The 25,333-nt window shown below is 72.0% G+C and carries 20 protein-coding genes; 14 read left to right on the top strand and 6 right to left on the bottom strand.

Annotation, left to right across the window (positions count from 1 at the left end; genetic code table 11):
• The first annotated feature begins 85 nt into the window (after window positions 1-85).
• The 5 genes from BM314_RS05660 to BM314_RS05640 all read left to right on the top strand — a co-directional run bounded on the left by BM314_RS05660 (window position 86) and on the right by BM314_RS05640 (window position 6,834).
• Window positions 86-2,173 carry an AI-2E family transporter gene (locus BM314_RS05660; protein ID WP_091977335.1) on the top strand — a complete coding sequence of 696 codons (2,088 nt, stop codon included), beginning with the start codon at window positions 86-88 and terminating at the stop codon, window positions 2,171-2,173.
• A 108-nt stretch (window positions 2,174-2,281) separates the two neighbouring features.
• Complete coding sequence (hisN, locus tag BM314_RS05655) at window positions 2,282-3,070, top strand: histidinol-phosphatase (RefSeq protein ID WP_091977333.1); 789 nt, start codon at window positions 2,282-2,284, stop codon at window positions 3,068-3,070.
• A gap of 46 nt (window positions 3,071-3,116) precedes the next feature.
• Window positions 3,117-4,244: a serine/threonine-protein kinase gene (locus BM314_RS05650; RefSeq protein WP_091977332.1), complete on the top strand. Its 1,128-nt coding sequence runs from the start codon at window positions 3,117-3,119 to the stop codon at window positions 4,242-4,244.
• Between the two features lie 87 nt (window positions 4,245-4,331).
• On the top strand, window positions 4,332-5,777 hold the full coding sequence (locus BM314_RS05645; protein ID WP_091977330.1) for a YcjX family GTP-binding protein: 1,446 nt from the start codon (window positions 4,332-4,334) through the stop codon (window positions 5,775-5,777).
• 28 nt (window positions 5,778-5,805) lie between these two features.
• A complete protein-coding gene (locus BM314_RS05640; protein WP_091680386.1) occupies window positions 5,806-6,834 on the top strand; it encodes a YcjF family protein in 1,029 nt (342 codons plus the stop codon).
• An 8-nt stretch (window positions 6,835-6,842) separates the two neighbouring features.
• On the opposite strand, the gene BM314_RS05635 is transcribed toward BM314_RS05640, so the two are convergent.
• The 3 genes from BM314_RS05635 to BM314_RS05625 all read right to left on the bottom strand — a co-directional run bounded on the left by BM314_RS05635 (window position 6,843) and on the right by BM314_RS05625 (window position 8,896).
• Window positions 6,843-7,070 carry a hypothetical protein gene (locus BM314_RS05635; protein ID WP_012319110.1) on the bottom strand — a complete coding sequence of 76 codons (228 nt, stop codon included), beginning with the start codon at window positions 7,068-7,070 and terminating at the stop codon, window positions 6,843-6,845.
• 154 nt (window positions 7,071-7,224) lie between these two features.
• Entirely contained in the window at window positions 7,225-7,776 is a 552-nt protein-coding gene (locus tag BM314_RS05630; RefSeq protein ID WP_091977328.1) for an RBBP9/YdeN family alpha/beta hydrolase, read from the bottom strand.
• Window positions 7,777-7,822: 46 nt separating this feature from the next.
• Complete coding sequence (locus BM314_RS05625; protein ID WP_091977327.1) at window positions 7,823-8,896, bottom strand: apurinic/apyrimidinic endonuclease family protein; 1,074 nt, start codon at window positions 8,894-8,896, stop codon at window positions 7,823-7,825.
• Window positions 8,897-9,009: 113 nt separating this feature from the next.
• On the opposite strand from BM314_RS05625, the gene BM314_RS05620 reads away from it, so the two are divergent.
• The 6 genes from BM314_RS05620 to BM314_RS05595 all read left to right on the top strand — a co-directional run bounded on the left by BM314_RS05620 (window position 9,010) and on the right by BM314_RS05595 (window position 15,584).
• Window positions 9,010-10,200 carry a YihY/virulence factor BrkB family protein gene (locus BM314_RS05620; protein ID WP_091977325.1) on the top strand — a complete coding sequence of 397 codons (1,191 nt, stop codon included), beginning with the start codon at window positions 9,010-9,012 and terminating at the stop codon, window positions 10,198-10,200.
• 99 nt (window positions 10,201-10,299) lie between these two features.
• Window positions 10,300-10,710, top strand: coding sequence for a peptide-methionine (R)-S-oxide reductase MsrB (gene msrB / locus BM314_RS05615; protein ID WP_020095375.1), 411 nt, complete (start codon window positions 10,300-10,302; stop codon window positions 10,708-10,710).
• Between the two features lie 318 nt (window positions 10,711-11,028).
• Entirely contained in the window at window positions 11,029-12,021 is a 993-nt protein-coding gene (locus tag BM314_RS05610) for a hypothetical protein (protein ID WP_091977324.1), read from the top strand.
• A 231-nt stretch (window positions 12,022-12,252) separates the two neighbouring features.
• Window positions 12,253-13,626 (top strand): dicarboxylate/amino acid:cation symporter, encoded by a 1,374-nt coding sequence (locus BM314_RS05605; RefSeq protein ID WP_026605282.1) that lies wholly within the window; start codon window positions 12,253-12,255, stop codon window positions 13,624-13,626.
• The gene (locus BM314_RS05600; protein WP_091977322.1) at window positions 13,626-14,564 is read left to right on the top strand and encodes an ROK family protein; all 939 of its coding nucleotides are present in this window, start codon (window positions 13,626-13,628) and stop codon (window positions 14,562-14,564) included. The genes BM314_RS05605 and BM314_RS05600 overlap by 1 nt, the downstream gene beginning before the upstream one ends.
• Window positions 14,565-14,687: 123 nt before the next feature.
• A complete protein-coding gene (locus tag BM314_RS05595) occupies window positions 14,688-15,584 on the top strand; it encodes a bestrophin family protein (protein ID WP_091927527.1) in 897 nt (298 codons plus the stop codon).
• A 3-nt stretch (window positions 15,585-15,587) separates the two neighbouring features.
• Here BM314_RS05595 and BM314_RS05590 read toward each other — a convergent pair whose 3' ends face one another.
• Entirely contained in the window at window positions 15,588-16,169 is a 582-nt protein-coding gene (locus tag BM314_RS05590) for a histidine phosphatase family protein (protein WP_091977321.1), read from the bottom strand.
• A gap of 186 nt (window positions 16,170-16,355) precedes the next feature.
• Between BM314_RS05590 and BM314_RS05585 the strand changes: the two genes are divergently transcribed.
• The 3 genes from BM314_RS05585 to metH all read left to right on the top strand — a co-directional run bounded on the left by BM314_RS05585 (window position 16,356) and on the right by metH (window position 22,403).
• Window positions 16,356-17,381, top strand: a complete 1,026-nt coding sequence (locus BM314_RS05585) for an ArsR/SmtB family transcription factor (protein WP_020095369.1) — start codon at window positions 16,356-16,358, stop codon at window positions 17,379-17,381.
• A gap of 56 nt (window positions 17,382-17,437) precedes the next feature.
• Entirely contained in the window at window positions 17,438-18,358 is a 921-nt protein-coding gene (gene metF / locus BM314_RS05580) for a methylenetetrahydrofolate reductase [NAD(P)H] (RefSeq protein ID WP_020095368.1), read from the top strand.
• A gap of 292 nt (window positions 18,359-18,650) precedes the next feature.
• Window positions 18,651-22,403 carry a methionine synthase gene (gene metH, locus BM314_RS05575; protein ID WP_091977319.1) on the top strand — a complete coding sequence of 1,251 codons (3,753 nt, stop codon included), beginning with the start codon at window positions 18,651-18,653 and terminating at the stop codon, window positions 22,401-22,403.
• A 133-nt stretch (window positions 22,404-22,536) separates the two neighbouring features.
• Here the strand turns inward: metH and BM314_RS05570 are convergent, their stop codons facing one another.
• Window positions 22,537-23,541, bottom strand: coding sequence for an SMP-30/gluconolactonase/LRE family protein (locus tag BM314_RS05570; RefSeq protein WP_091977318.1), 1,005 nt, complete (start codon window positions 23,539-23,541; stop codon window positions 22,537-22,539).
• Window positions 23,542-23,592: 51 nt separating this feature from the next.
• A complete protein-coding gene (gene araD, locus BM314_RS05565) occupies window positions 23,593-25,323 on the bottom strand; it encodes an L-arabinonate dehydratase (RefSeq protein ID WP_091977316.1) in 1,731 nt (576 codons plus the stop codon).
• Window positions 25,324-25,333: the final 10 nt, after the last annotated feature.

Genomic DNA, 25,333 nt, shown 5'->3' with positions numbered 1-25,333 from the left:
CGCGTCCTGTGCCGTTCCCCGTCCGCGAGGCTTCCGCCGCTCCCGGCGGCCGCCCGCGCGTGGCGTTCGGGACGTGGATCGCGGTATGGGCACGAGAACCCCGGTCGGGGTCGAACCGGCAGCACGGCCCGGGACTCCCCTGATCCCGCCGCGGCCGACCCGCGTCGCCGCGGCCGAGACGCCGCGGGCCGCCATGGCGTCGCCGGTCGTGGTCGGCGCCACCATCATCGCCGCCCTGTATTTCGGCCGCGAGATCTTCATCCCGATCGCGATCGCGCTGCTGCTGTCGTTCGTGCTGACGCCGCTGGTGAACCGCCTGCGGCGGCTGCGGCTGCCGCGGCTGGTGGCGGTGGGCGTCAGCGTGCTCCTGACCGTGGGCATCGTGGCCTCCCTGGCGACCCTGATCGGCATCCAGGCGGCCGATCTCGCGGGGGACGTCCCGCGTTACCGGGCCACGATCGAGCGCAAGATCAACGGCCTGCGCGACTCGCCCGTGGGCCACGTCACGGAATACGTCGCCAATATCGGCCGGGCGCTCCACGGCGGCGCCAAGGAGGCCGGCAGCCCGGAGGCGCAGCCGGCCGCGCCACCGCCCTCAACGGCATCGTCGCCGTCAACGTCGACGCCCTCGGCGGCTCCCGAGCCGGCCCAGGCCGCGCCCAAGCCCGTCCTCGTCGAGGTCGCCACGACCCCGCCGGGCTCCCTGGAGATGCTCTCGACCGTGCTCACGCCGGTGATGCATCCCCTGGCCACGGTCGGCATCGTCTTCGTGGTGCTGCTGTTCGTGCTGATGCAGCGCGAGGACCTGCGCGATCGCATGATCCGGCTGGCCGGATCGAGCGACCTGCACCGGACCACCGTGGCCATCGACGACGCGGCCAAGCGCCTGAGCCGCTACTTCGTGGTCCAGCTCGCCCTCAACGCCGCCTTCGGCGTGGTCATCGGCATCGGCCTCTACCTCATCGGCGTGCCGAACCCGGTGCTCTGGGCGATCTTCGCGGCCCTGATGCGCTTCGTGCCGTATCTCGGGGCGGTCCTGTCGGCGATCCTCCCGATGGCGCTCGCCGCGGCGGTCGATCCCGGCTGGAACATGATGATCGCCGTGGCGATCCTGTTCGTCGTCCTGGAGCCGCTAACCGGCCAGGTCTTCGAGCCGATCTTCTACGGGCAATCCACCGGGCTCTCGCCCTTCGCGGTTCTGGTCTCGGCCCTGTTCTGGACGTGGCTGTGGGGGCCGGTCGGCCTGCTGCTCTCGACGCCCCTGACCGTCTGCCTCGTGGTGCTCGGACGCTACGTCGAGCACCTGGAGTTCCTGGACGTGCTGTTCGGCGACCGGCCAGCGCTGACGCCGGTCCAGAACTTCTACCAGCGCATCCTGGCGGGCGATTCCGAGGAGGTGCTGGGCCATGCCGAGCTGATCCTGCAGGAATGCTCGCTCTCGTCCTACTACGACGACGTCGTGCTCAAGGCGCTGGAACTCGCCGCCCGCGATGCGGCCCGCGGGGTGCTGACCGCGCAGCAGAAGGGCGCGATGCGCGCCGCGCTCACCGAGTTGATCGCCGACCTCTCCGACCGCAGCGACGCCGTCGCGGGGGCGACGGGCGACGGCGAGGAGAGCGCCTGCAGCCCGCTCCCGATGGGGCCGCCCGCGGAGGCGCTGCCCGTCGCCTGGACGCGCGAGGGCGCGGTGCTGTGCGTGGCGGGGCGCGGCTTCCTGGACGAGGCCGCGGCCGCGATCCTCGCGCAGATCCTGGAGAAGCGCGGCCTCGGCGTCCGCACGGTCCCCTTCGCCGAGACGGCCTCCGTGCGGATCGGCCGGTTCGAGGCCGGGCCGGCGCGGATCGCCTGCGTGGTCTCCCTGGCGCTCGACGGCGAGCCGACGCACCTGCGCCGCCTGATCCGCCGGCTGCGCGGCCGGGTCCCGGGCGTGCCGATACTGCTCGGCCTGTGGCTCGCCCAGGACAGCGGGGCGAACCGCCTCGCCGGCGGGCCGGGGGGCGCCGAGGCCGACGCGCAGGTGGGATCGCTGCGCGAGGCCGTCGAGGCTATTCTGGCGGCCGCGCAGGAGGACGCGACCTGCGCGGCCGCGACGGACGCATCGGCGGACACATCGGAGGGCACTTCGGACGCCCGCGGCGAGGCGGCGCGTCTGCCCGCGCCGGCCGGGGCGTGAGTCGCGGATGCGCGGGGGCGGGGGCTTGACGGGCAGGGGCGCGCGCCGGTTTCGTCGGGACGGGCCGTTTGGCCGGGCGGCCTTCGGGCGCAACAGGGGACGGAACGGATGAGCGTCGTCGAACTCGGCCGGTTCATGGACGACCTCGCGGACGCGTCCGGGAAGGCGATCCTGCCGTTCTTCCGCGCCCAGTTCGGCCTGGACGACAAGGCCCGCGGCGGGGCGCCGTTCGATCCGGTTACCGAGGCCGACCGGGCTGCCGAGGTCGTCCTCCGGGCGATGATCGGCCAGACCTTCCCGGGCCACGGCATCCTCGGCGAGGAATTCGGCGCGGAGCGCACCGACGCCGAGTGCGTCTGGGTCCTCGACCCGATCGACGGCACCCGCGCCTTCATCGGCGGCCTGCCGACCTGGGGAACCCTGATCGGGCTGACCCGAAACGGCGTGCCGGTGCGAGGGCTGATGCACCAGCCCTATCTCGCGGAGCGGTTCACCGGGGACGGGCGCAGCGCCAAGCTCCGCGCGCCGGCGGGCGAGCGGACCCTGCGCACCCGCCGCTGCGGTGACCTCGCCCAGGCGATCCTGGCGACCACGGATCCCCGGCTGTTCGCGGCCGGCGACGAGGCCGAGCGATTCCGGGCGCTGGAAGGCCAGGTGCGGATGTCCCGCTACGGCGCGGATTGCTACGCCTACTGCATGCTGGCGGCCGGCCAGATCGACCTCGTGGTCGAGGCCGGGCTGAAGCCCTACGACATCGTCGCGCTGATCCCGATCGTCGAGGGGGCGGGGGGACGGGTCACCGCCTGGGACGGCGGCTCCGCCGCCGGCGGCGGCCGCGTGATCGCGGCCGGCGACCCGCGGCTGCACGAGGCCGCGCTCAAGGTCCTGAACCCGTGACGCGTGTCGGCATCCAGGCCGTCCGCCGCCACGAAGGCCCGACCGCGTGCTGCTGAACGCGCTCATCCTGATCACGACCCTGGTGCCGAGCGCCGAGGCCGGCGCGGACGCCCTCGCGCGCGCCCTTCCGCCCCGCGCGACGGTCGCCGCCCCGGCGGACAGCCGGCCCCCGCGCTTCGACCCCGCGACCCGCTCCGTGTCCAACTGGCACGCCCAGACCGGCGCGCAGCTGACGCCGCGGGCGCTGGCAATCACCGCCTCGCTGGCCGACGACCCGCCCTACGTCGCCCGCTGCGTGCGGCTCAACAATGGCTGGTGCATCAAGTCCGCCCGCTGGTCCGGCGAGATCGGCGCCGACGGGGAGGGCCACACCGCCTTCGCCACCCTCGACGACGGCGCCGACGCCGCCGCGAGCCTGCTGCGGCGCTACTACCGCGACTACGGCCGCCGCACGGCGCTGGCCATCGTGCGCCGCTGGGCGCCGGCCGAGTGCCGCGTCGGCGCCGCGCCCGCGCGGCCAAGCCGGGCGGTGGCGGCGCCGGTCGTCTCGGCGGCCCTCGCGCCCCGCGGCCTCGGGCGGACCCTGCGGGCGCGCTACCTCGCCGCGCACCGCCCCGGCGGCGCGCCGCGGGGCCGGGCGGCCCTGCGGGTGCAGCCCTGGTCGCCGCTCGCCCGGATGGCCGGCCGCCCGACCCGGCGCCCGGTCGCCATCCCGCGGGTGGCGATGCTCCAGCCGGTTCCCGACATCGCCGCGGGCATCTCCGCCTCCACCGGCCGCCCGGCCGGGAGCGTCGCCGACCCGTCGGCGCTGCTCGACCGGAAGCCAAGTCGCGTCCCGAGCGCCGACCGGATGGTCGCCGAATCCGCGCTGCTGCCGGCGATCGCGGCCGGCCTGCCGGTCCTCGACCTGCGCCTGCCGGCCCCGCTCTGCACCGGCGACGAGGTCCGGATCCAGGCCTACGCCAACCGCATCAGCGCCAGCGTCGGCCTGAAGCCCGGCGACGACCTCGACCTGTTCGGGCCGGACGGCGCACCGCGCGCCAATCTAGCGCCCGTGTTGCTGGCGATGTCGGCGGTGGAGCTGGGCACGCTGCGGGCCGGCCCGGACCTCGTCGCCGGGGCGATCGCCCGGCTGAGGCCGCTCACGCCGGCCGCCAACACCGCGCCGCCCTAGGGGCGGCTTCCCGGGCGGCAAGCCTTGCGGTTCCGGCCCGCCCGCGCCACCTCTGCCCGGCCCGTTCCCCTCACCACGAGCCCGCCCGTGCCCCTGATCGACCTTGCCGCGCGCGCCGGCTCGGCCGTCAAAGCCTTCGCCGAAGCCTCGCACGACCTGCTGGTCCAGCCGACCCTGCGGCTGGGCGTGACCGGGCTCGCGCGCTCGGGCAAGACCGTGTTCACCACGGCGCTGATCCACCACCTCGTGGAGACCCACGCGCTGCCGGCCTTCGCGCCCGCGCAGGAGGGCCGCCTGCGCCGCGCCAAGCTGGTGCCCCAGCCCGACGACGACGTGCCGCGCTTCCCCTTCGAGGAGCATTTCGCGACGCTCACCGAGGCGCGGCGCTGGCCGCGCTCCACCGACCGAATCAGCCAGTTCCGCCTGGAGATCGCCTACGAGCGCGCCGCCGGCTGGCGCACTGGCCCCGCGACCCTGATGCTCGACGTGGTCGACTATCCGGGCGAATGGCTCCTCGACCTCGCGCTGATCGAGACCAGCTACACGGCATGGTCCCGGGCCACGATCGGCGGTACCCGCCGGCCCGGCCGCGCCGCCGTGGCGGCGCCCTGGCTGGAGGCGCTCAAGGGCTTCGACCCGAACGGCCCCCTCGACGAGGTCGCGGCCGAGCGGGCGAGCGACGCCTTCAAGACCTACCTCGCGGGCCTGCGCGCCGGCCCCGAAGCCGTGGCGACGACGCCCCCGGGCCGGTTCCTGATGCCGGGCGACCTCGCGGGTTCCCCGGCGCTGACCTTCGCGCCCCTCGACCGGCTCACCGAAACGATCGCCCCCGACAGCCTCGCCGGGCTGATGGAGCGGCGCTTCGAGGCCTACAAGTCCAAGGTCGTGACGCCGTTCTTCCGCGACCATTTCCAGCGGGTCGACCGGCAGATCGTGCTGGTGGACGTCCTGTCGGCGGTCGATGCCGGGCCGACCGCCCTGGCGGAGCTGGAGGAGGCGCTGGACGCGGTGCTGCTCAGCCTCAACATCGGCCGCAACACGGTGCTGTCGCGGCTGTTCGCGCCACGGGCCGACCGCGTGCTGTTCGCCGCCACCAAGGCCGACCACCTCCACCAGACGAGCCACGACCGGCTCGACGCGCTGCTGCGGCTGCTCGTGTCGCGGGCCATGCGGCGGACCGAGGCCGCGGGCGCCCGGGTGGGCACCGTGGCGCTGGCCTCCGTGCGCGCCACCCGCGAGACCACCGTCCACGACGGGTCGGAGACGCTGCGGGCGGTGGCCGGCACCCCGGAGGCCGGCGAGGTGGTGGGCGACGAGGTCTTCGACGGCAACAGCGAGGCCGCGATCTTCCCGGGCGAGCTGCCGGCCCGCGCCGAGGCGGTGCTGGAGGGGGCGGTCGAGCCGGGCTCGCTGCGCTTCCCGCGCTTCCGGCCGCCGCTAATGCGCCCGGACGGGCTCGGCCGCGCGGGGCACCTGCCGCAGATCCGGCTCGACCGGGCGATGCAGTTCCTGATCGGCGACCGGCTGGCGTGACGATGTGTGCGATGCGGAGCCCGCGACCATGACCTCCGGCCAGAAACCCCGCGCCTTCCGGATCAGCCCCGAGCCGGTCGGCGAGCCGAGCGTGACCACGACGCCGCTCGGGCCCCGGCCGCCGCAGGCCCGGATCGTCGAGGAACCCTTCGAGATCCTCGACGCCGCCGACGGCGTCGCCGTGCCGGTGGCGCCGCGCTCGCGCTCGCCCTGGGGCGCCCTGTTCTTCTCGGCGGTGGGCGGCCTCGTCTCCCTGGGCGTCGGCCTGTCGGTCGAGCGGATGATCAGCGACCTGTTCCAGACCGCCCCCTGGCTCGGCTGGGTCGCCCTCGCGCTGCTGGGCCTCGCCGCGCTGGCGCTGCTGGCGATCGTGGTGCGGGAACTCGCCGGCCTGCGGCGCGAGCGCAAGATCGAGCGGCTGCGCCAGTCGGCGCTGGACGCCCTCGCCACCCGCGACCACACCGGCGCGCAGGCGGTGGTGCAGGCGCTCTCGACCTTCTACGCGGACCGCGACGCCCTGTCGGCGGGCCGCGCCCGGATCGACGCCGCCGCCGACGCGATCCTCGACGTCGACGACCGGATCGGACTGGCCGAGCACGAACTGCTCGCCGGCCTCGACCGGCAGGCGCGCAACGCCATCGCGACGACGGCCAAGCAGGTCTCGGCGGTGACGGCGCTGAGCCCGCGGGCGATCGTCGACGTGGCCTTCGTGGTGTTCGCGGCGGTGCGGCTGCTGCGCCGGATCGCCGCGATCTACGGCGGCCGGCCGGGCTTCCTGGGCTTCCTGCGGCTGGGGCGCGCGGCGCTCGCGCATCTCACGGTCACCGGCGGTATGGCGGTGGGCGAGAGCGTGATGCAGCAGGTTCTGGGGCTCGGGATCGCCGCCCGGGTCTCCGCCAAGCTGGGGGAGGGCGTGCTCAACGGGCTGATGACCGCCCGGTTCGGGCTCGCGGCGCTCAACGTCTGCCGGCCGCTGCCGTTCGTGCGGGAGGCCCCGCCGCGGCTCGCCGACGTCGCCGGCGAGCTGCTGCGCTCGGCCGAGGCCGAGCCGAAATAGGGGCGGGGCTACTTGGCGCCCGCGGCGGCGCGGCGGTTGGCGATGCGCGAGAACATGTTGCCGGTGTAGTCGGCGGTCTTCGGCTTCTCGGGCTCGCCGAGCTTGGCCTCGAAGGCCTCGATACGCTTGAGCAGCGTCACGTCGTTGAACAGCGAGCTGTTGAAGTTGCTCTGGGCCCGGGGGCCGAGGGCGGTCTGCACCGCTTCGAGTCGTTCCAGAAGCTCTTTGCGCGTCACGGTGCTCTCCAGGGGCGGCTTCGGGACGAAGAACCGCCCGTGCCGCCACTGAAGAGGGCGGTGGTAAACAGCGCGTTAATACGACCCGTGCCGGTCCCATCCCGCCGAGCCACGGGGACGCCGATCGTCCTCGCGCGCCGCAGGGCTCGCAGGCTCAGAGCCCCTTCAGGAACCCGGCGAGCCGCATCAGCCCCTCGGGCCAGGGGCCGTGCCCGCTCGCCACGTTGAGGTGGCCGGATTCGCCCGCGTCGACCGTGAGCGCCCCCCAGGCATGGGCGAAGTCGTCCGCCCGCTCGTAGGGGCAGTACGGGTCGGTACGGCTGGCGACCAGCAGGGACGGGAAGGGCAGGGGATCGCGCGGCACCGGCGCGAAGGCCCGGACCGCGTCGGGCAGGCCCGGAGCTTCCTCGACGTCCGGGAGCGCCACCAGGAGGGCGCCGCGCACCACCCCCGCGGGGAAGCGCGGCACCGCCTCGACGCACGCCACCACGCCGAGGCTGTGGGCGATCAGGATGACCGGCCGCGTCGCCGCCGCGACCGCCTCGGCGATGCGGCCGCACCACGCCTCCGGGGTCGGTTCGTGCCACTGGCCCTGCTCGACCACGCGCGCGGTGGTGAGGCGGCCCGCCCAGCGGGCCTGCCAATGGTCCTCCTCGGAGCCCCCGAGCCCCGGGACGATGAGGATGTCGCAGTCGGCGGTCTTCATACCGGGATGCCTAGTGCGGACCGACGGACGCGTCGAGACCGTCCCGTCATTCGGCCGCGATCGGCGCCGCTCCCTCGAGGGCCAGGATGTGTCGGGCGATCTGCACGGAGGCGCGGTTCTTCGCCTTGGCCTCGATCTCGAAATCCGCCCAGGCGAGGTGCCGGGCGACGAGGTCGTTCACCGCCCGGTTCCACATCATGTCGGAATGGGCCGCGAGGTCCCGGACCGCGTGGCCGGCCGCGCGCAGGGCCGGGAAGTCGGGCAGGGCGTCCGGATCGCAGGCGGCGGAGACCGCCTCGCGCGACACGCTGATATGGGCCACGGGCCGGACGCCGCGCCAGGATTCCTGCACCCGGGCGATCCGGGCATCGTCCGGCTCGAGATACTCCCCACCGCTCTCGACCCAGTGGTGGTGCAGGTCGAGCACCACGGGCACGAGGTCGGCGAGCCGCAGCACCGCGTCGAGGCCGAACACGTTCTCGTCGTTCTCGACCGTCACGAGGTCGCGCGCCACCCGGCTCGCCCGGGGCAGGGTCTCGCGGAAGCCCTCGACCCCCGGGTCGCCCGCGCCGACATGGATGTTGATATGGGCGCCGTGCGGGTGCCAGCCGCCGCCGTAGCCCATCCGGTCGAAGATCTCGGCGTGGTAGTCGAGCTCGGACAGGCCGTTCGCGATCGCCGCCGGGTTGCGACTCGCGAGCAGGCAGAACGGGCCCGGGTGGAAGCTCAGGCGCACCCCGAGCCGGCGGGCCAGCGCCCCGGCCTCGGCGAGGCCGCGCTCGACCAGCGCCGCCATCTCGGGCTCGGCGTAGAGCGCCTGCGCGATCGGGTGGGTGTAGCCCGGCAGGACGTTGCTCGCCATGCGGAGGAGGCGCTCCAGGGGCGGCCGCGCGCCGACCCAGGCGATCTGGCGGCCGAGGGCGTCGAGGTTGTGGGCGACGAGGCCGGCGAGCTTCGCCCGCCGGGCGGCGGGCTCCAGCTTGGTGAGATGGGCCATGGTCACGCTGGTGAGGTTCATGTGCAGCGTGGCCTCCCGCTCCGCCTTGAGGGTGGCGTGGGTGCCGGGCGGCTCGTCCAGGACGAACTTGCAGCAGAATCCGAGACGGGGCTGATCGCGCATAACGAGCACAACGCGCGGAGGGCCTCGGCGTCCCCGCCCGACGCGCGGAACGGCCGCGGCACGACGACGTTGGGAGTCCCGAGCGCGGCAGTTCCGCGCACTGGCCCCGATCCATGCCCCCGTCACCGTCGCGTTCGACCGGCCCCTCGGAGGGCGGCTCGATCCTCTGGATCCTGATGCTCGGTTCGGCGCTGGTCGCCCTCGCGGCGGCGCCGGCGCGGCGCCGCGTGCCGGCGGCTCTCCCCGCCGACGAGCCGCCGCTCGACCGCGATCCGTCCTGCGACGATCGGGGCCTGCGGAAGGGCGTCGCCGCGGGGGCGCGCTCGATCTCGGGGCGCGCCGCGCAGCTCACCGCCGCGACCCAGCCGGAGCGCGGCCGCGCCGCCGACAGCCCCGTCGAGATGACGCGGTCCGGCTGGAAGGACATCGTCGTCCGGGTCTACCTGGAGTTCAACAAGGACCGGGTCCTGGCGGTCGCCGCCGGGGTGACCTTCTACACGCTGCTGTCGCTGTTCCCCGCCATCGCCGCGCTGGTCTCCTGCTACGGCCTCTTCGCCGACGTGACCGTCATCAACGATCACCTCGCCCAGCTGCACGCGGTCCTGCCGTCCGGCGCGGTCGAGCTCATCGGCGACCAGGTCAAGCGCATCGCCGCCAAGGGCAGCGGCTCCCTCAGCATCACGTTCTTCTCCAGCCTGCTCCTGTCGCTCTGGAGCGCCAACGCGGCCATGAAGGCGATGTTCGACGCGCTGAACGTCGTCTACGAGGAGGAGGAGAAGCGAAACTTCTTCTGGCTCAACCTCCGCTCGCTCACTTTCACGGTCGGCGCCCTGCTGTTCATCATCGTCGCGCTCAACGTGATCGTCGTCGTGCCGGTGATGCTGAACTTTCTGGGCCTCGGCTCGACCGCGTGGCTGCTCGCGGCCCTGCGCTGGCCGGCGATCCTGATCGTCCTGCTCGGCGGCCTGTCGGTGCTCTACCGGTTCGGGCCGAGCCGGGAGCACGCCCGCTGGCGCTGGGTCGGGTTCGGCAGCGTCGTCGCGGGCCTGCTCTGGCTCGCCGCCTCGCTCCTGTTCTCCTGGTACGTCGCCAATTTCGGCACCTACAACGAGACCTACGGGTCGCTCGGCGCCGTGATCGGCTTCATGACGTGGATCTGGATCTCCTCGACGATCGTGCTGCTCGGAGGCGAGATCAACGCGGAGCTGGAGCACCAGACCGCCCGCGACACCACCACGGGCGCGCCGCTGCCGATGGGCGCGCGCCGGGCGCGGATGGCCGACACCGTCGGCGCCGCCGCCTGAACGCCGCGTCTCCGATCCCGGAGACGCCCTGCGGCATCCTCCGGGACTGCCGGATAGGGCGCGCGATCCCTATATAGCGTGGCGAGAAGGGAGATCGCCATGGCCGACACGCCGACCACCAGCCCGGAGACCCGCAGCGACGCCGAGTGGCGCTCGGCGCTGACACCGGAGCAGTACCGGGTCCTGCGCGAGCACGGCACGGAGCGGGCCGGCACGAGCTGTCTGCTCGCCGAGAAGCGGGCCGGGACCTTCACCTGCGCCGGCTGCGGTCAGCCGCTGTTCGAGCAGGGCACCAAGTTCGAGTCCGGAACGGGCTGGCCGAGTTTCTTCGAGCCCCTCGACGGCGCCGTCGAGACCACGGTGGACCGCAGCCACTGGATGGTCCGCACCGAAGTGCACTGCGCCCGCTGCAAGGGCCATCTGGGCCACGTCTTCGACGACGGCCCGGCGCCGACCGGCCTGCGCTACTGCATGAACGGCGCGGCGATGAATTTCGAGCCGGCTGAATGAATCGCGGGGGCCGCTAACCTGGGTTCGGAAACGCGGCGCGAAAGCCGGGATATCGGGGACAGGGACCGCCGGGGCCGGATCCTCGGCCGGATCCGGTCTTGATTTCGTCGCGTTTTTGCTTAGCGCTCTATAGTCTCAGGATGTCGCTGTCCGGTGATTGGCGACGGAAGTGGTCAGGCTCTGGCGAATACGGCGTGGCAGTCAGCTTATACGCCGTGCGGGCCGGCTCCACGTGCCCCCTTCCGTGCGACCCGGCGGCGCTGAGGGCTGTCCGCCGGATCGGCGCGCCGCCGACCAAGCGGGAGGGGTTTTGAGTTCATGAGCACCGTTCGCCGATTTCTGGTCGCACCATCCCTGGTCCGCCTGATCCGCAAGGAGCGGGGTGGCGCCCGCATCACCGAGGGTCACTTCGCGCCCCAGGGCGGCCGGGCCTCCTACGTGCGCGTCGACGGCCAGGTCTGCCAGCTGGTCCTGGTGAACAAGGGGCCGGACGGCGTCCCGGTCGAGGAGCGCACCGACGTCCCGCGCGCCCACGGCGACGCCCTGCTGGACGTGTGCCCCGGCAAGGCCGCCTACGACCGCACCACGCTGAATGCCGGCGGGCGCGAGATTGCCATCGACCGCTACGTCACCCCCGGCAGCCTGGACCTGATCAGCGTCACCTTCGACGATGACGGCGAGGCCGCCGGCTTCCACGCCCCGAGCTGGTTCGGCCGCGAGGTCAGCAGCGAGCCGGACTTCGAGCGGGCGGCCCTGGCCATCCAGGGCGTGCCGGCGGCCGAGGAGGTGGCGCTGAGCAACGCCGCGCTGGACGCGGTGCTGGACCTGATCGAGCCGCGCTTCGGCTTCGGCCGTTACGGTAGCAGCAGCAGCAGTCGGAGCACCGAGTCCGACGAGGGTGCGATGGGTGCTATGCGCCGGGCCGCGGCTCCCGCGGCGCTGGCCGCCGCCGCGCCGGTCGTCGCCGCCCCGCCGCCGGCTCCCGAGCCCGCCGCGGCCGCCCCGCGCCCGCCCGAGCCGGCCCCGGAGCATCACCCCGAGCCCGAGCCGCAGCCGGAGCCCGCGCCGGAAGCGGCCGCACACGCCGCGCCGGCCGCCGAGACGCCCGCCCCGCAATCCGGCAGCGGCGACGCCCTGCACGGGGATGCCCGCATCGACGACGTCATCGAGAGCCTGTCGCAGGCCCTCGGCGCGGCGATCCACCAGCAGCCCGATCCCGCCGCCGAGAACAAGGACGGGAAGAGCGAGGATCCCGCCTCGATGTTCGAGCGCTGGACCGTCCGCCCCCGCCGGACCCAGCAGCAGACCTGACCCGCGTCGCAACGACGCGAGGCACGACCGGGCCGCAGCGCAGATCGCGCTGCGGCCCGTCTGTTTTCGCGGGTCCGCGGCTCTCGGATACGAGAGATCTTCGTCCGGGAATGACAGGTTTTTGTCACGGATGGTTCCGGGCGGATAAGCGTGCAGCCGTTGAGGCGCCGGGTGATAGTCGCTAGCGTGCCGGCAAATCGGGAGGGTGCGCGGTCGTCGCACGGGATGGACATGGCACAGGCAATCCAGGCGACGGCTCCCGCCGCAGCGCCCCGCGAGCCCTGGTACAAGGTGCTCTACATCCAGGTGCTGATCGCCATCGCGCTCGGCGTCCTGCTCGGCTGGTACGACCCGGCCACCGGCAAGTCGATGAAGTGGCTCGGCGACGCCTTCATCGGCCTGATCAAGATGATGATCGCGCCGATCATCTTCTGCACGATCGTCCACGGCATCGCGTCGATCGGCGACCTGAAGAAGGTCGGCCGCGTCGGCCTGAAGGCGCTGGTCTACTTCGAGGTGGTGTCCACCATCGCGCTGCTGATCGGCGTCATCGTCGGCGAGGTGATCCGGCCCGGCGCCGGCTTCAACGCCGACCCGTCGAAGCTCGACGCCAGCAAGGTCGCGACCTACGCCAGCAAGGCGGCCGCCGATTCCACCGTCGCCCACATCCTGGCGATCATCCCGAAGAGCTTCCTCGACCCCTTCGCCACCGGCGACCTGCTGCAGGTGCTGCTGATCTCGATCCTCACCGGCGTCGTGGTGACGAATCTCGGCGAGCGCGCGGCCTCGGTGAACCACGCGATCGACACCGCCGGCCAGATCTTCTTCCGGATCATCGGCATCGTCGTGAAGCTCGCCCCCGTCGGCGCCTTCGGCGCCATGGCGTTCACGATCGGCGAGTACGGCATCCAGAAGGTCTACGACCTCGCGTGGCTCGTCGGCACCTTCTACATCACGGCAATCCTGTTCGTGCTCGTGGTGCTCGGGACGATCGCCCGGGTCGCGGGCTTCTCGATCCTGCGCTTCCTCGCCTACATCAAGGACGAGCTGCTGATCGTGGTCGGCACGTCGTCCTCCGAGACGGTGCTGCCGCAGCTCATGACCAAGATGCGCCGTCTCGGCGCCTCGGACTCGGTCGTCGGTCTCGTGGTCCCGACCGGCTACTCGTTCAACCTCGACGGCACCAACATCTACATGACGCTGGCGACGCTGTTCCTCGCGCAGGCCGTGGGCGTGGACCTGTCGATCAGCCAGTACGCGACCATCATCCTGGTGGCGATGCTGACCTCGAAGGGCGCCTCGGGCGTCACGGGTGCCGGCTTCATCACCCTGGCGGCGACGCTCTCGGCGATCCCCAACAGCCCGGTGCCGGTCGCCGCCATGACCCTGGTCCTCGGCATCGACAAGTTCATGTCCGAGTGCCGCGCGCTCACCAACCTTGTGGGCAACGGCGTCGCCTGCGTGGTGGTCAGCCGCTGGGAAGGCGAGCTCGACGTCGCCAAGCTCAACGAGGTGATGGCCCACCCGGTCGCCATCGGCACCCACATCGCCGACGAGTCGCCGCAGCCGATGGGCACCGACAGCAAGGTCGCCGCCGCCGAGTGATGGGATCGCCGACGGCGAAGAACGCGGGTCGCCCGCGTCTCGGCATCGATCTCGGCGGCACCAAGATCGCCGGGATCGTGCTCGGCCGGGACGGGTCGACCCTGGCCGAGGCGCGGATGCCCGCCCCGCGGGGCGCCTACCGGGCCACCGTCGAGGCCGTGGCCGACCTCGTCCTGCGTCTCGAGGCCGAGGCCGGCGCGCCCTGCAGCGTCGGCATCGGCATGCCCGGGAGCCTGTCCCCGGCGACGGGCCTCGTGCGCAACGCCAACTCGCACTGGCTCAACGGACACCCGTTCGCGGCCGATCTCGGCGCGCGCCTGGAACGCCCGCTCCGGATCGAGAACGACGCCAACTGCCTGGCGGTGTCGGAGGCGATCGACGGCGCCGGCGCCGGGGCCCGCGTGGTCTGGGCGGTGATCCTGGGCACCGGCGTCGGGTCCGGCATCGCCCTCGACGGTCGGGTGCTCACGGGCCGCAACGGCATCGCGGGCGAGTGGGGCCACGGCCCCCTGCCGGCGCCCCGCGACGACGAGCGGCCGGGCGCCGCCTGCTATTGCGGCCGCCGGGGCTGCGTCGAGACCTGGCTGTCCGGTCCCGGGCTGGCCGCCGACCACGCGCGGCGGCACGGCGGCAACCTCACCGCCGAGGCGGTCGTCGCCGAGGCCCGGGCCGGGAGTTCGGCCGCGCGGGAGACGCTCGCCGTCCACCTCGAGCGGCTCGGGCGCGCGGCCGCCCAGGTGGTGAACCTCCTCGACCCGGACGTGATCGTGATCGGCGGCGGCCTGTCCCGCATCCCGGAGCTGATCGCGGGCCTGCCGGCGGCGATCGCCCCCCACGTCTTCTCCGACGCCTTCGACACGCCCGTGCGAGCGAGCCTGCACGGCGACGCGTCGGGCGTGCGCGGGGCGGCGTGGCTGTGGGAGGCGGAGACCGTCTGAGACCCGTCCGCGGCCGGTCCGCGGCCCGGCCTTGGTCGATCGAACTGCCGAGCTCACAGAGACGTCGGTTGCGGGACCGGAGGGCGCAGGGCAGGACGGCAGCACCGCATCGCCGAAGTCCCGATGATCGTCCGCACCCGGCCCAACCTGCTGACCCTGCTGTTCACCCTGCGCGGCTCGATCGTGCCGCGGGTGGCGCCCAAGCTCGCGGGGATCGTCGCGGTCTCGTGCGCGGTGGTGTGGGCGGAATCGCGGTGGCCCGCGCTGTTCCCGGTCAGCGCGGGGGTGACGCCGTTCACCGTGGTCGGCCTCGCCCTCTCGATCTTCCTGAGCTTTCGCAACAACGCCTGCTACGAGCGCTGGTGGGAGGCCCGGAAGCACTGGGGCAACCTGATCGGCGAGGTGCGCAACCTCGCCCGCGCCCTCCCGGCCCTGCTGCCCGAGCGGGAGGCCGCGCTCCAGCTCCGGCGCCTGTCGGCCTTCGCGCACGGCCTCCACGCCCGGCTGCGCGACCTGGACGAGGCCGCCGCCGTCGACCGGACGAGCCCGGGATCGGACCTGTCCGGCCCGAATCCCACCGACTCGGTCCTGGCCGCCATCACCCGCGACCTCGCCGCGCTGACGCGCGCGGGCCGGCTCAGCGACATCCAGTTCGGCATCCTCGAGGCCCGGATCGAGGCGCTGTCGGGCGTGCACACCGCCTGCGAGCGGCTCGCCAACACGCCGCTGCCCTTCGCCTACACGTTGCTCGTGTACCGGACGGCGTGGCTCTACTGCCTGCTCCTGCCGGTGGGCCTCACCGGCTCGCTCGGCTGGGCGACCCCGGTCGTGGTGGCGCTCGTGGCCTACACGTTCTTCGGTCTGGACGCCCTCGGGGACGAGCTCGAGGAGCCGTTCGGCACCGAGCCCAACGACCTGCCCCTCGACGCCATGGTCCGCGCCGTGGACCGCATCGTCCACCACGCGCTCGGCGAGCCGATGCCCCAGGCGCTGGCGCCCGACGGGTACTGGCTGCGCTAGCGCCTACCCGTTCCAGGCACGCAGCACGGGCTCGGTGCGGTCGTGCTCGTAGCCGAGCACCGAGACGCTCGCGGTGCCGAGGACGAGGAGTGCGCCGCCCCGCGGCTCCAGGCCGATCCAGCGCGCGGCGAGCACGCGCAGAAGGTGTGCGCTGGAGAACACGATGAGGTCGGCGTCGCGGGCGCGGGCCCGGGCGATGACCCGGTCCGCCCGGGCACCGACATCCGCCGCCGTCTCGCCCCCGGGGCAGCCGTCGCGGAACAGCCGCCAGTCCGGCCGCTCGGCCAGGATCGCCTTCGTGGTCCGGCCCTCGTAGGCGCCGTAATCCCACTCCGCGAGATCCGGGTCGATCGCGCGGCGGTCGCCGAAGCCCGCCAGCGCGCAGGTCGTGGCCGCCCGGCCCGACGGGCTCGACCACACCTCCGCGTAGGCGCGGTGCGCCAGGCGCGGTGCGAGGGCGCGCGCCGCGTCCTCGCCCTCCGGCGTCAGGGGGATGTCGCTGCGCCCGGTATGCTGACCGGACCGGCTCCAGGCGGTCTCGCCGTGGCGGACCAGCGTGATCTGCGGGAACGGGCTCTCGGCCATGCGTGCCTCCCCGGGCACGCGGTCCGCGGCCCTGTCATCGATCCAGTCATCGACCCTGCCATCAACGCCGCCGCCGCGCTTCGGTCTCATCGGTTCGGCAATGCCGTCGGGAGCCGTCACGCGCCGTCTTGGACCCGATCAAGATCGTGCTTGCGCCCGCGGGAAAACGGACATAAACATATCTTTATGTCTATCGAACGCAGGCAAGAAGCGGGGTCGATCCCCTTTCCGGAAGCCCTGGGCGTCCTGCGTGCCGCCGCGGAGGAGACGCGCCTGCGCATCCTGGCGCTGCTCGTCGAGGGGGAGCTCTCGGTGTCCGACCTCACCGACATCCTGGGCCAGTCGCAGCCGCGGATCTCCCGCCACCTGAAGCTCCTGGTGGAGGCCGGGCTGGTCGAGCGCCACCGCGAGGGGGCCTGGGCGTTCTTCCGGCTGTCCGATGCCCGCGCCGGCCTGGCGGACCCGCTCCTGTCCGGTCTCGACCGGACCGCGCCGCCCCTGTCGGAGGACCGCGCGCGCCTCGACGCGGTCCGGGCGCAGCGGGCGGATGCCGCCACGACCTTCTTCGCCCGGCTGGCCCCCAAATGGGACGAGCTGCGCTCCCTGCACGTGCCCGAGGCGATCGTGGAGGCCGCGGTGCTCGACGCCCTGGGCGACCGCCCGATCGGCAGCCTGATCGATCTCGGCACCGGCACCGGCCGGATGCTCGGCCTGCTGGCGCCCCGGGCCGGCCGCGCCACCGGGCTCGATTCGAGCCATGCCATGCTGTCCGTCGCCCGGGCCAACCTGGAGCGCCAGGGCTTGGCAAGGGTGGACCTGCGGCAAGGCGATATCCACGCGCCGCCCTTCGCGCGGGCGAGCTTCGACCTCGTCGTGGTCCATCAGGTGCTGCACTATCTCGACGACCCGGCCCGGGCGCTGCGCGGGGCCGCGCGGCTCGTGGCGCCGGGCGGTCGCCTGCTGGTGGTGGACTTCGCGCCGCACGAGCTGGAATTCCTCCGCACCGGGCAGGCCCATCGGCGCCTCGGCTTCTCCGCCGAGCAGGTCTCCGGCTGGCTCGCCGAGGCCGGGCTCGCGACGGTCGCCACCCGCGATCTGACGCCGCGCGAGTCGGGCCAACTCACCGTCACCCTCTGGCTGGCCCAGGACGGACTGGCTCAGGACGGGTTGGCCGACACCGACACAGAACAGCCTCAGCGCGCCGTCGCCTGAGACACTGACCTCCGCAGACTTCGTCTGAACCGACCGACATAGAGGACGAGACCCCGATGCGCCGCTCCACCCACCGCGCCAGCCGCGACGGCTACCACCCGATCCGCGTCTCGATCGAGTTCTTCCCCCCGAAGACCGACGAGATGGAGAAGATCCTCTGGAACTCCATCGAGCGCCTCGCGCCGCTGCAGCCGAGCTTCGTCTCGGTGACCTACGGCGCCGGCGGCTCCACCCGCGAGCGCACCCACAACACGGTCGCCCGCATGGTCCGCGAGACCGGCCTCAAGCCCGCCGCCCACCTCACCTGCGTGGACGCCTCCCGCGACGAGATCGACGCGGTGGTCCAGTCCTACTGGGACGCGGGCGTGCGCCACATCGTGGCGCTGCGCGGCGACCCGGCCGAGGGTGTCGGCCACGCCTACCGGCCGCACCCGGAGGGCTACGCCTCGACCGCAGAGCTGGTGAAGGGGATCAAGCGGATCGGCGACTTCAAGGTCTCGGTCTCGGCCTATCCCGAGAAGCACCCCGAGGCGGCCTCCCTCGACGCCGACATCGACGCCCTGAAGGCCAAGGTCGATGCCGGGGCCGACCAGGCGATCACCCAGTTCTTCTTCGAGAACGAGATCTACCTGCGCTACCTGGACAAGGTCCGGGCCGCAGGGATCACGATCCCGATCATCCCGGGCATCCTGCCGGTGCAGAACTTCAAGCAGGCAGCGAACTTCGCCCGCCGCACCGGCGCCTCGGTGCCCTACTGGCTGGCCGCCCGGTTCGAGGGGCTGGAGGACGACGTCGAGACTCGCCGGCTCGTGGCCGGCGCGGTGGCGGCCGAGCAGGTGCTCGATCTCGTGGACGAGGGCGTCAACGACTTCCACTTCTACTCGATGAACCGCTCCGACTTGGTCTACGCGATCTGCCACCTGCTCGGCCTGCGCGCCCAGGCGCCGAAGCTGGCGGCCGCGAAGGCCGCGGCTTAAATTCTCGCGGCCGCGGTCCGTCATCGCGAGCGCAGCGAAGCGACCCAGGGCAGCGCGACCTCCGCGAGCGTGGCGCTGCTGGATTGCTTCGCTTCGCTCGCAAAGACGGCTTGTGTCCGAGACAGCAGCCAGGGCACGCACGAGAGACCGAAGATCCCCCTCCACCTCGTCCTGAGGGGCCGCGTGAGCGGCCCCGAAGGAGGGCTCCAGGGAACACCGAGATATCTGGAGGCCTCCAAGGCCTCCGCTTCGCTCCGGCACCTCAGGACGAGGTGATCTGACAGGACGCACGATGACCGATTTTGCCCCCGTCGACGGCACCGAGATCGCGAAGGCCCTGCGCCAGCGCGCCGCGGAGAAGATCCTCGTCCTCGACGGGGCGATGGGCACCGTCATCCAGCGCCTGAAGTTCTCGGAAGAGGACTTCCGCGGCGACCGGTTCAGGGATCACGGGCACGATCAGAAGGGCAACAACGACCTCCTGATCCTGACACAGCCCGACGCGATCCGGCAGATCCACCTCGACTACTTCCTGGCCGGCGCCGACGTGTGCGAGACCAACACCTTCTCGGGCACCACCATCGCCCAGGCCGATTACGGCATGGAGTCGATCATCCACGAGCTGAACGCTCAAGGAGCGCGGCTCGCCCGGGAGGCCGCCAAGCTCGCCGAGGAGAAGGACGGCCGCCGCCGCTTCGTGGCCGGCGCCATCGGCCCAACGAACCGGACCCTGTCGATCTCGCCGGACGTGAACAACCCGGGCTTCCGGGCGGTGACCTTCGATCAGGTCAAGCAGGCCTACGTTGAGCAGGTCCGCGGCCTGATCGACGGTGGCGCCGAGCTGATCCTGATCGAGACGATCTTCGACACGCTGAACGCCAAGGCGGCGGTGGCGGCGGCGTGGCAGGTCTTCGACGAGACCGGCATCCGGCTGCCGATCCAGATCTCCGGCACGATCACGGATCTCTCCGGCCGCACCCTGTCGGGCCAGACCCCAGCGGCCTTCTGGCACTCCCTGCGCCATTCCGAGCCGCTGACCTTCGGCCTCAACTGCGCCCTCGGCGCCCGCGAGATGCGCGGCCACATCGCCGAGCTGTCGCGGATCTGCGACACGCTGGTCTGCGCCTACCCGAATGCCGGCCTGCCGAACGAGTTCGGCCTCTACGACGAGAGCCCGGAGGCGATGGGCAAGCTGGTCGGCGAGTTCGCCGAATCCGGCCTCGTCAACATGGTCGGCGGCTGCTGCGGCACCACGCCGGACCACATCCGCGCCATCGCGGAGGCCGTCGCCGGCAAGGCACCGCGGCCGATCCCCGAGGTGCCGCGCCTGATGCGTCTGTCGGGCCTCGAGCCCTTCGTGCTCACGCCGGAAATCCCGTTCGTGAACGTGGGCGAGCGCACGAACGTCACCGGCTCGGCCAAGTTCCGCAAGCTCATCACCAACGGCGACTACGCGGCGGCGCTGGACGTCGCCCGCGATCAGGTGGCGGCCGGCGCCCAGGTGATCGACGTCAACATGGACGAGGGCCTGCTCGACTCGCAGAAGGCGATGGTCGAGTTCCTGAACCTCGTCGCCGCCGAGCCCGACATCGCCCGGGTGCCCGTGATGGTCGATTCCTCGAAGTTCGAGGTGATCGAGGCCGGCCTCAAGTGCATCCAGGGCAAGCCGATCGTGAACTCGATCTCCATGAAGGAGGGCGAGGAGAAGTTCATCGAAGCCGCCAAGATCTGCCGCTCCTACGGGGCCGCCGTGGTGGTGATGGCCTTCGACGAGCAGGGGCAGGCGGATTCCTACGAACGCAAGGTCGAGATCTGCACCAAGGCCTACCGGATCCTGACCGAGCAGGTCGGCTTCCCGCCCGAGGACATCATCTTCGATCCGAACATCTTTGCCGTCGCCACGGGTATCGAGGAACACAACCCGTACGGCGTGGCCTTCATCGAGGCGACCCGCACGATCCGCGAGACCCTGCCGCACGCCCACATCTCGGGCGGCGTCTCGAACCTCAGCTTCGCCTTCCGCGGCAACGAGCCGGTGCGCGAGGCCATGCACGCGGTGTTCCTGTTCCACTGCATCAAGGCCGGCATGGACATGGGCATCGTCAATGCCGGCCAGCTCGCCGTCTACGACGAGATCCCGGCGGAGCTGCGCGAGTTGTGCGAGGACGTCGTCCTCAACCGCCGCGAGGATTCCACCGAGCGCCTGCTGGAGGCCGCCGAGCGCTTCAAGACCGGCGCATCGGCCCAGGCCAAGACCGCCGACCTGACCTGGCGCGAGGCTCCGGTCGAGAAGCGGATCGAGCACGCCCTGGTCAACGGCATCACCGAGTACATCGTGGCCGACACCGAGGAGGCGCGGGCCGCAGCCGAGCGCCCGCTCCACGTCATCGAGGGCCCGCTGATGGCCGGCATGAACGTGGTCGGCGACCTGTTCGGCTCCGGCAAGATGTTCCTGCCGCAGGTGGTGAAGTCCGCCCGCGTGATGAAGCAGGCGGTCGCCTATCTCGAGCCGTTCATGGAGGAGGAGAAGCGCGCCAACGGCGGCGACGGCAAGCGCCAGGCCGCCGGCAAGGTGCTGATGGCGACCGTGAAGGGCGACGTCCACGATATCGGCAAGAACATCGTCGGCGTCGTGCTGGCCTGCAACAACTACGAGATCATCGATCTCGGCGTGATGGTGCCGGCCGCCAAGATCCTGGAGACCGCCAAGACCGAGAAGGTCGACATCGTCGGCCTGTCGGGCCTGATCACCCCGTCGCTCGACGAGATGGTCCACGTGGCCGGCGAGATGGAGCGCGAGGGGCTCGACGTGCCGCTGCTGATCGGCGGTGCCACCACGAGCCGCGTCCACACGGCGGTGAAGATCCACCCGGCCTACGCCAAGGGTCAGGCGGTCTACGTCACCGACGCGAGCCGCGCGGTCGGCGTGGTGTCGAGCCTGATCTCGAAGGAGACCCGTGGGCCGACGATCGAGAAGGTCCGGGCCGAGTACGCCAAGGTCGCCGACGCCCACAGGCGTTCGGAGGCCGACAAGCAGCGGCTGCCGCTCGCGAAGGCGCGGACCAACGCCTTCAAGATCGACTGGTCGGGCTACAAGCCGGCCAAGCCGACCTTCACCGGCACGAGGGTCTACGGCTCCTACGAGGTCGCCGACCTCGTGCCCTACATCGACTGGACGCCGTTCCTGCAGACCTACGAGTTCAAGGGCCGCTTCCCGGCGCTCCTGGACGATCCCGAGCAGGGCCCGGCCGCCCGCGCCCTCTACGAGGACGCGCAGGCGATGCTGAAGCAGATCGTTGAGGAGCGCTGGTTCAACCCGAAGGCGGTGATCGGCTTCTGGCCGGCCAACAGCGTCGGCGACGACATCGCGCTCTACACGGGCGAGAGCCGGGCGGAGCGGCTCGCCACCTTCCACGGCCTGCGCCAGCAGCTCTCGAAGCGCGACGGGCGGTCGAACACCTGCCTGTCGGACTTCGTGGCCCCGGCCGAGACCGGCATCGCCGACTATGTCGGCGGCTTCGTGGTCACGGCTGGCCTGGAGGAGGTGCGGATCGCCGAGCGGTTCGAGCGGGCCAACGACGATTACCGGGCGATCCTCGTGAAGGCGCTCGCCGACCGCATCGCCGAGGCCTTCGCCGAGCGGATGCACGAGCGGGTGCGCAAGGAGTTCTGGGGCTACGCGTCCGACGAGGCCTACGGGCCCGAGGAGCTGGTGCTGGAGAAGTACGACGGCATCCGCCCGGCCCCGGGCTATCCGGCCCAGCCCGACCACACCGAGAAGACAACCCTGTTCGACCTCCTGAAGGCCGAGAGCCGGATTGGCGTGAAGCTCACCGAGTCCTACGCGATGTGGCCGGGTTCGTCGGTATCGGGGATCTACATCGCCCACCCGGACGCGCATTACTTCGGCGTCGCCAAGGTGGAGCGGGATCAGGTCGAGGATTACGCCGCCCGCAAGGGGATGGATGTCCGCGACGTCGAGCGCTGGCTCGGCCCGATCCTGAACTACGATCCGGCGCGGTACATGCCGCAGGCGGCGGAGTAGGGGCGGGGCACCACCGTCATCGCGAGCGCAGCGAAGCGACCCAGGGCATCGCGACATCGGTCGGCGTGACGCCCCTGGATTGCTTCGCTCCTCTCGCAAGGACGGCAGGGCGGCGCGAGCCGCCCATCCAACCTCAGCAGGTCCCCGCACCCCGCGTGTTCACGTACAGTGAATAGACCGAGTGCGTGGACGTCATCAGCAGCAGGTTGCGGTTGAGTCCGCCGAAGCACAGGTTGGCGCAGCGCTCCGGCAAGCGGATCCGGCCGATCAGCTTGGCCTGAGGCGAGAGCACGATGACCCCGTCCTCGGCCTCGCTCATCCCCCAGCCGCACCAGAGGTTGCCGTCGACATCGACCCGGAACCCGTCCGGCGTGCCGGTCCCGGCATCGTAGAAGACGCGGCCGTTGGCGGTCCTGGTGCCGTTCTCGACCACGTCGTAGACGCGGATCAGCCGGTTGGGCTTCGCCCGGGCCTCGATGAGGTAGAGCTTGGACTCGTCCGGCGAGAAGCAGAGCCCGTTCGGCCCCGCCACGCCCTCGACCACGACGCTGGCCTGTCCCGTCTTCGGATCGATCCGGTAGACGTTGCCGGGAAGCTCCGGCGCGGCCATCGATTCGTGCGGATTCGGCCCGAAGTCCGGGTCGGTGAACCAGATCGCGCCGTCGGAATGGCAGACCACGTCGTTCGGCGAGTTCAGCGGCTTGCCGTCGAACCGGTCCATCAGCGTGGTCAGGCTGCCGTCGTGCTCGGTGCGGGTGACGCTGCGGGTCCTGTGCTGGCAGGTGACCAGCCGGCCCTGCCGGTCGCGGGTGTTGCCGTTGGCGTAGTTCGACGGCTTGCGGAACACCGAGAGCGCGCCGGACGCCTCCTCCCACTTCATGATCCGGTCGTTGACGACGTCGCTGAACAGCAGCGATCCCATGTCGCCGAACCAGACCGGGCCCTCGGCCCAGCGGAAGCCCGTGGCGATCCGCTCGACCGTCGCCGAGGCGAGCCGGTACTTGGCGAAGGCCGGGTCGAGGATCTCGACGGCCGGGTCCGGCACCCGCTGCGACGGCTCCCAGCCCGCCCCGGCCGCCCGCGTGGCGCCGAGCAGGGCCGCTCCGGCGAGCAGGCCCCTGCGCGCGATCGTCACCATGTTACCTCCCTGTGGTTGGGCCCGCCGCCTGTTGCCGACGGCTCGGGCCGGTCAGTGGATCTCGGGTTCCGGGATCCCCCCGGCGCCCTCCAGAAAGTCGAAGTCGCAGCCCTCGTTGGCCTGCCGCACGTGCTGGGCGAACAGCCGGTTGTAGCCCCGCGGATAGGCCCGGTCCGGCGGCCGGAACGCCTTCACCCGCGCCGCGATCTCGGCGTCGTCGAGATGCAGGTGGATCCGCCGCCCGGGCACGTCCACGGTGATGAGGTCGCCGTCGCGCACGGCCGCGAGCGGACCGCCCGCGGCCGATTCCGGCGCCACGTGCAGGATGCAGGCGCCGTAGCTCGTGCCGCTCATCCGCGCGTCCGAGATGCGGACCATGTCGCGCACGCCCTGCCGGAGCAGCACCTTGGGGATCGGCAGCATGCCCCATTCCGGCATGCCGGGGCCGCCGATCGGGCCGGCATTGCGCAGGATCATCACGTGGTCGGGCGTGACGTCGAGGTCGAGGTCGTTCACCGCCGCGCTCATCGCGTCGTAGCTGTCGAAGACCAGCGCGGGACCGGTGTGCTGCAGCAACCGCGGGTCGGCGGCCGGCGGCTTGATCACGCAGCCGTCGGGAGCGAGGTTGCCGTACAGGATCGCGGTCCCGCCCATGGCGACGATCGGCCGGTCGAGCGGCCGGATCACGTCGTCGTTGAACACCCGCATGCCGGCCAGCCCGTCGCCGATCGTGCCTCCGGTGACCGAGCGGGCGTCGAGGTGGAGGTGGGGGGACAGGCGCGCCATCAGGGCGCGGATGCCGCCCGCGATGTGGAAATCCTCCATGAGCCACTGACCCGAGGGCCGGAGGTTGGCGATGACCGGCACCTTCTGGGCGAACTCGTCGAACTCGGTGAGCTTGACCGGGATACCGGCCCGACCGGCCATGGCCACGAGGTGGATCATCGCGTTGGTGGAGCCGGCGAGCGCGTTGTGGACCACCAGCGCGTTGTCGACCGAGCGGCGGTCGAGGATGTCGGACGGCTTCAGGTCTTCCCAGATCATCTCGACGATGCGCCGGCCGCAGGCGCCGGCCATGCGCGGATGGTCGGCGTCGGCCGCCGGGATCGAGGCCGAACCGGGCAGCGATAAACCCAGGGCCTCGGTGATCGCCGTCATGGTCGAGGCCGTGCCCATGGTCATACAGGTTCCGGCGGAGCGGGCGATGCCCGCCTCCATGTCGTTCCATTCCTGCGCGGTGATGTTCCCGGCCTCCTTCTCGGCCCAGTACTTCCAGACATCCGAGCCCGAGCCCAGGATCGTCCCGCCGAAATGGCCGCGCATCATCGGTCCCGCCGGCAGGAACACCATCGGCAGGTTCATGGAGATCCCGCCCATCACCGTGCCGGGCGTGGTCTTGTCGCAGCCGCCCATCAGCACCGCGCCGTCCACGGGGTGCTGGCGCAGCAGTTCTTCCACCTCCATGGCCAGGAGGTTGCGGTAGAGCATCGTGGTCGGCTTGACGAAGTTCTCCGACAGCGACAGCGCCGGCAGCTCGATCGGGAAGCCGCCCGCCTGCCAGACGCCGCGCTTCACGTGCTCGACGCGCTCGCGGAAATGCTGGTGGCAGGGGTTGATGTCGCTCCAGGTGTTGATGATGCCGACGATCGGCTTGCCGGTGAAATCCGCCCGCTCGTAGCCCATCTGCAGCATGCGCGAGCGGTGGCCGAAGCTGCGCAGGTCGGTGGCGCCGAACCAGCGCTGGCTGCGCAGATCCTCCAGGGTCTTCTTGCGCGCGGTCATCGCTCTGTCT

The organism is Methylobacterium sp. 13MFTsu3.1M2 (genome assembly GCF_900112625.1).
Classification (GTDB): domain Bacteria; phylum Pseudomonadota; class Alphaproteobacteria; order Rhizobiales; family Beijerinckiaceae; genus Methylobacterium.
This window is presented reverse-complemented; position numbering and strand designations above follow the sequence as displayed.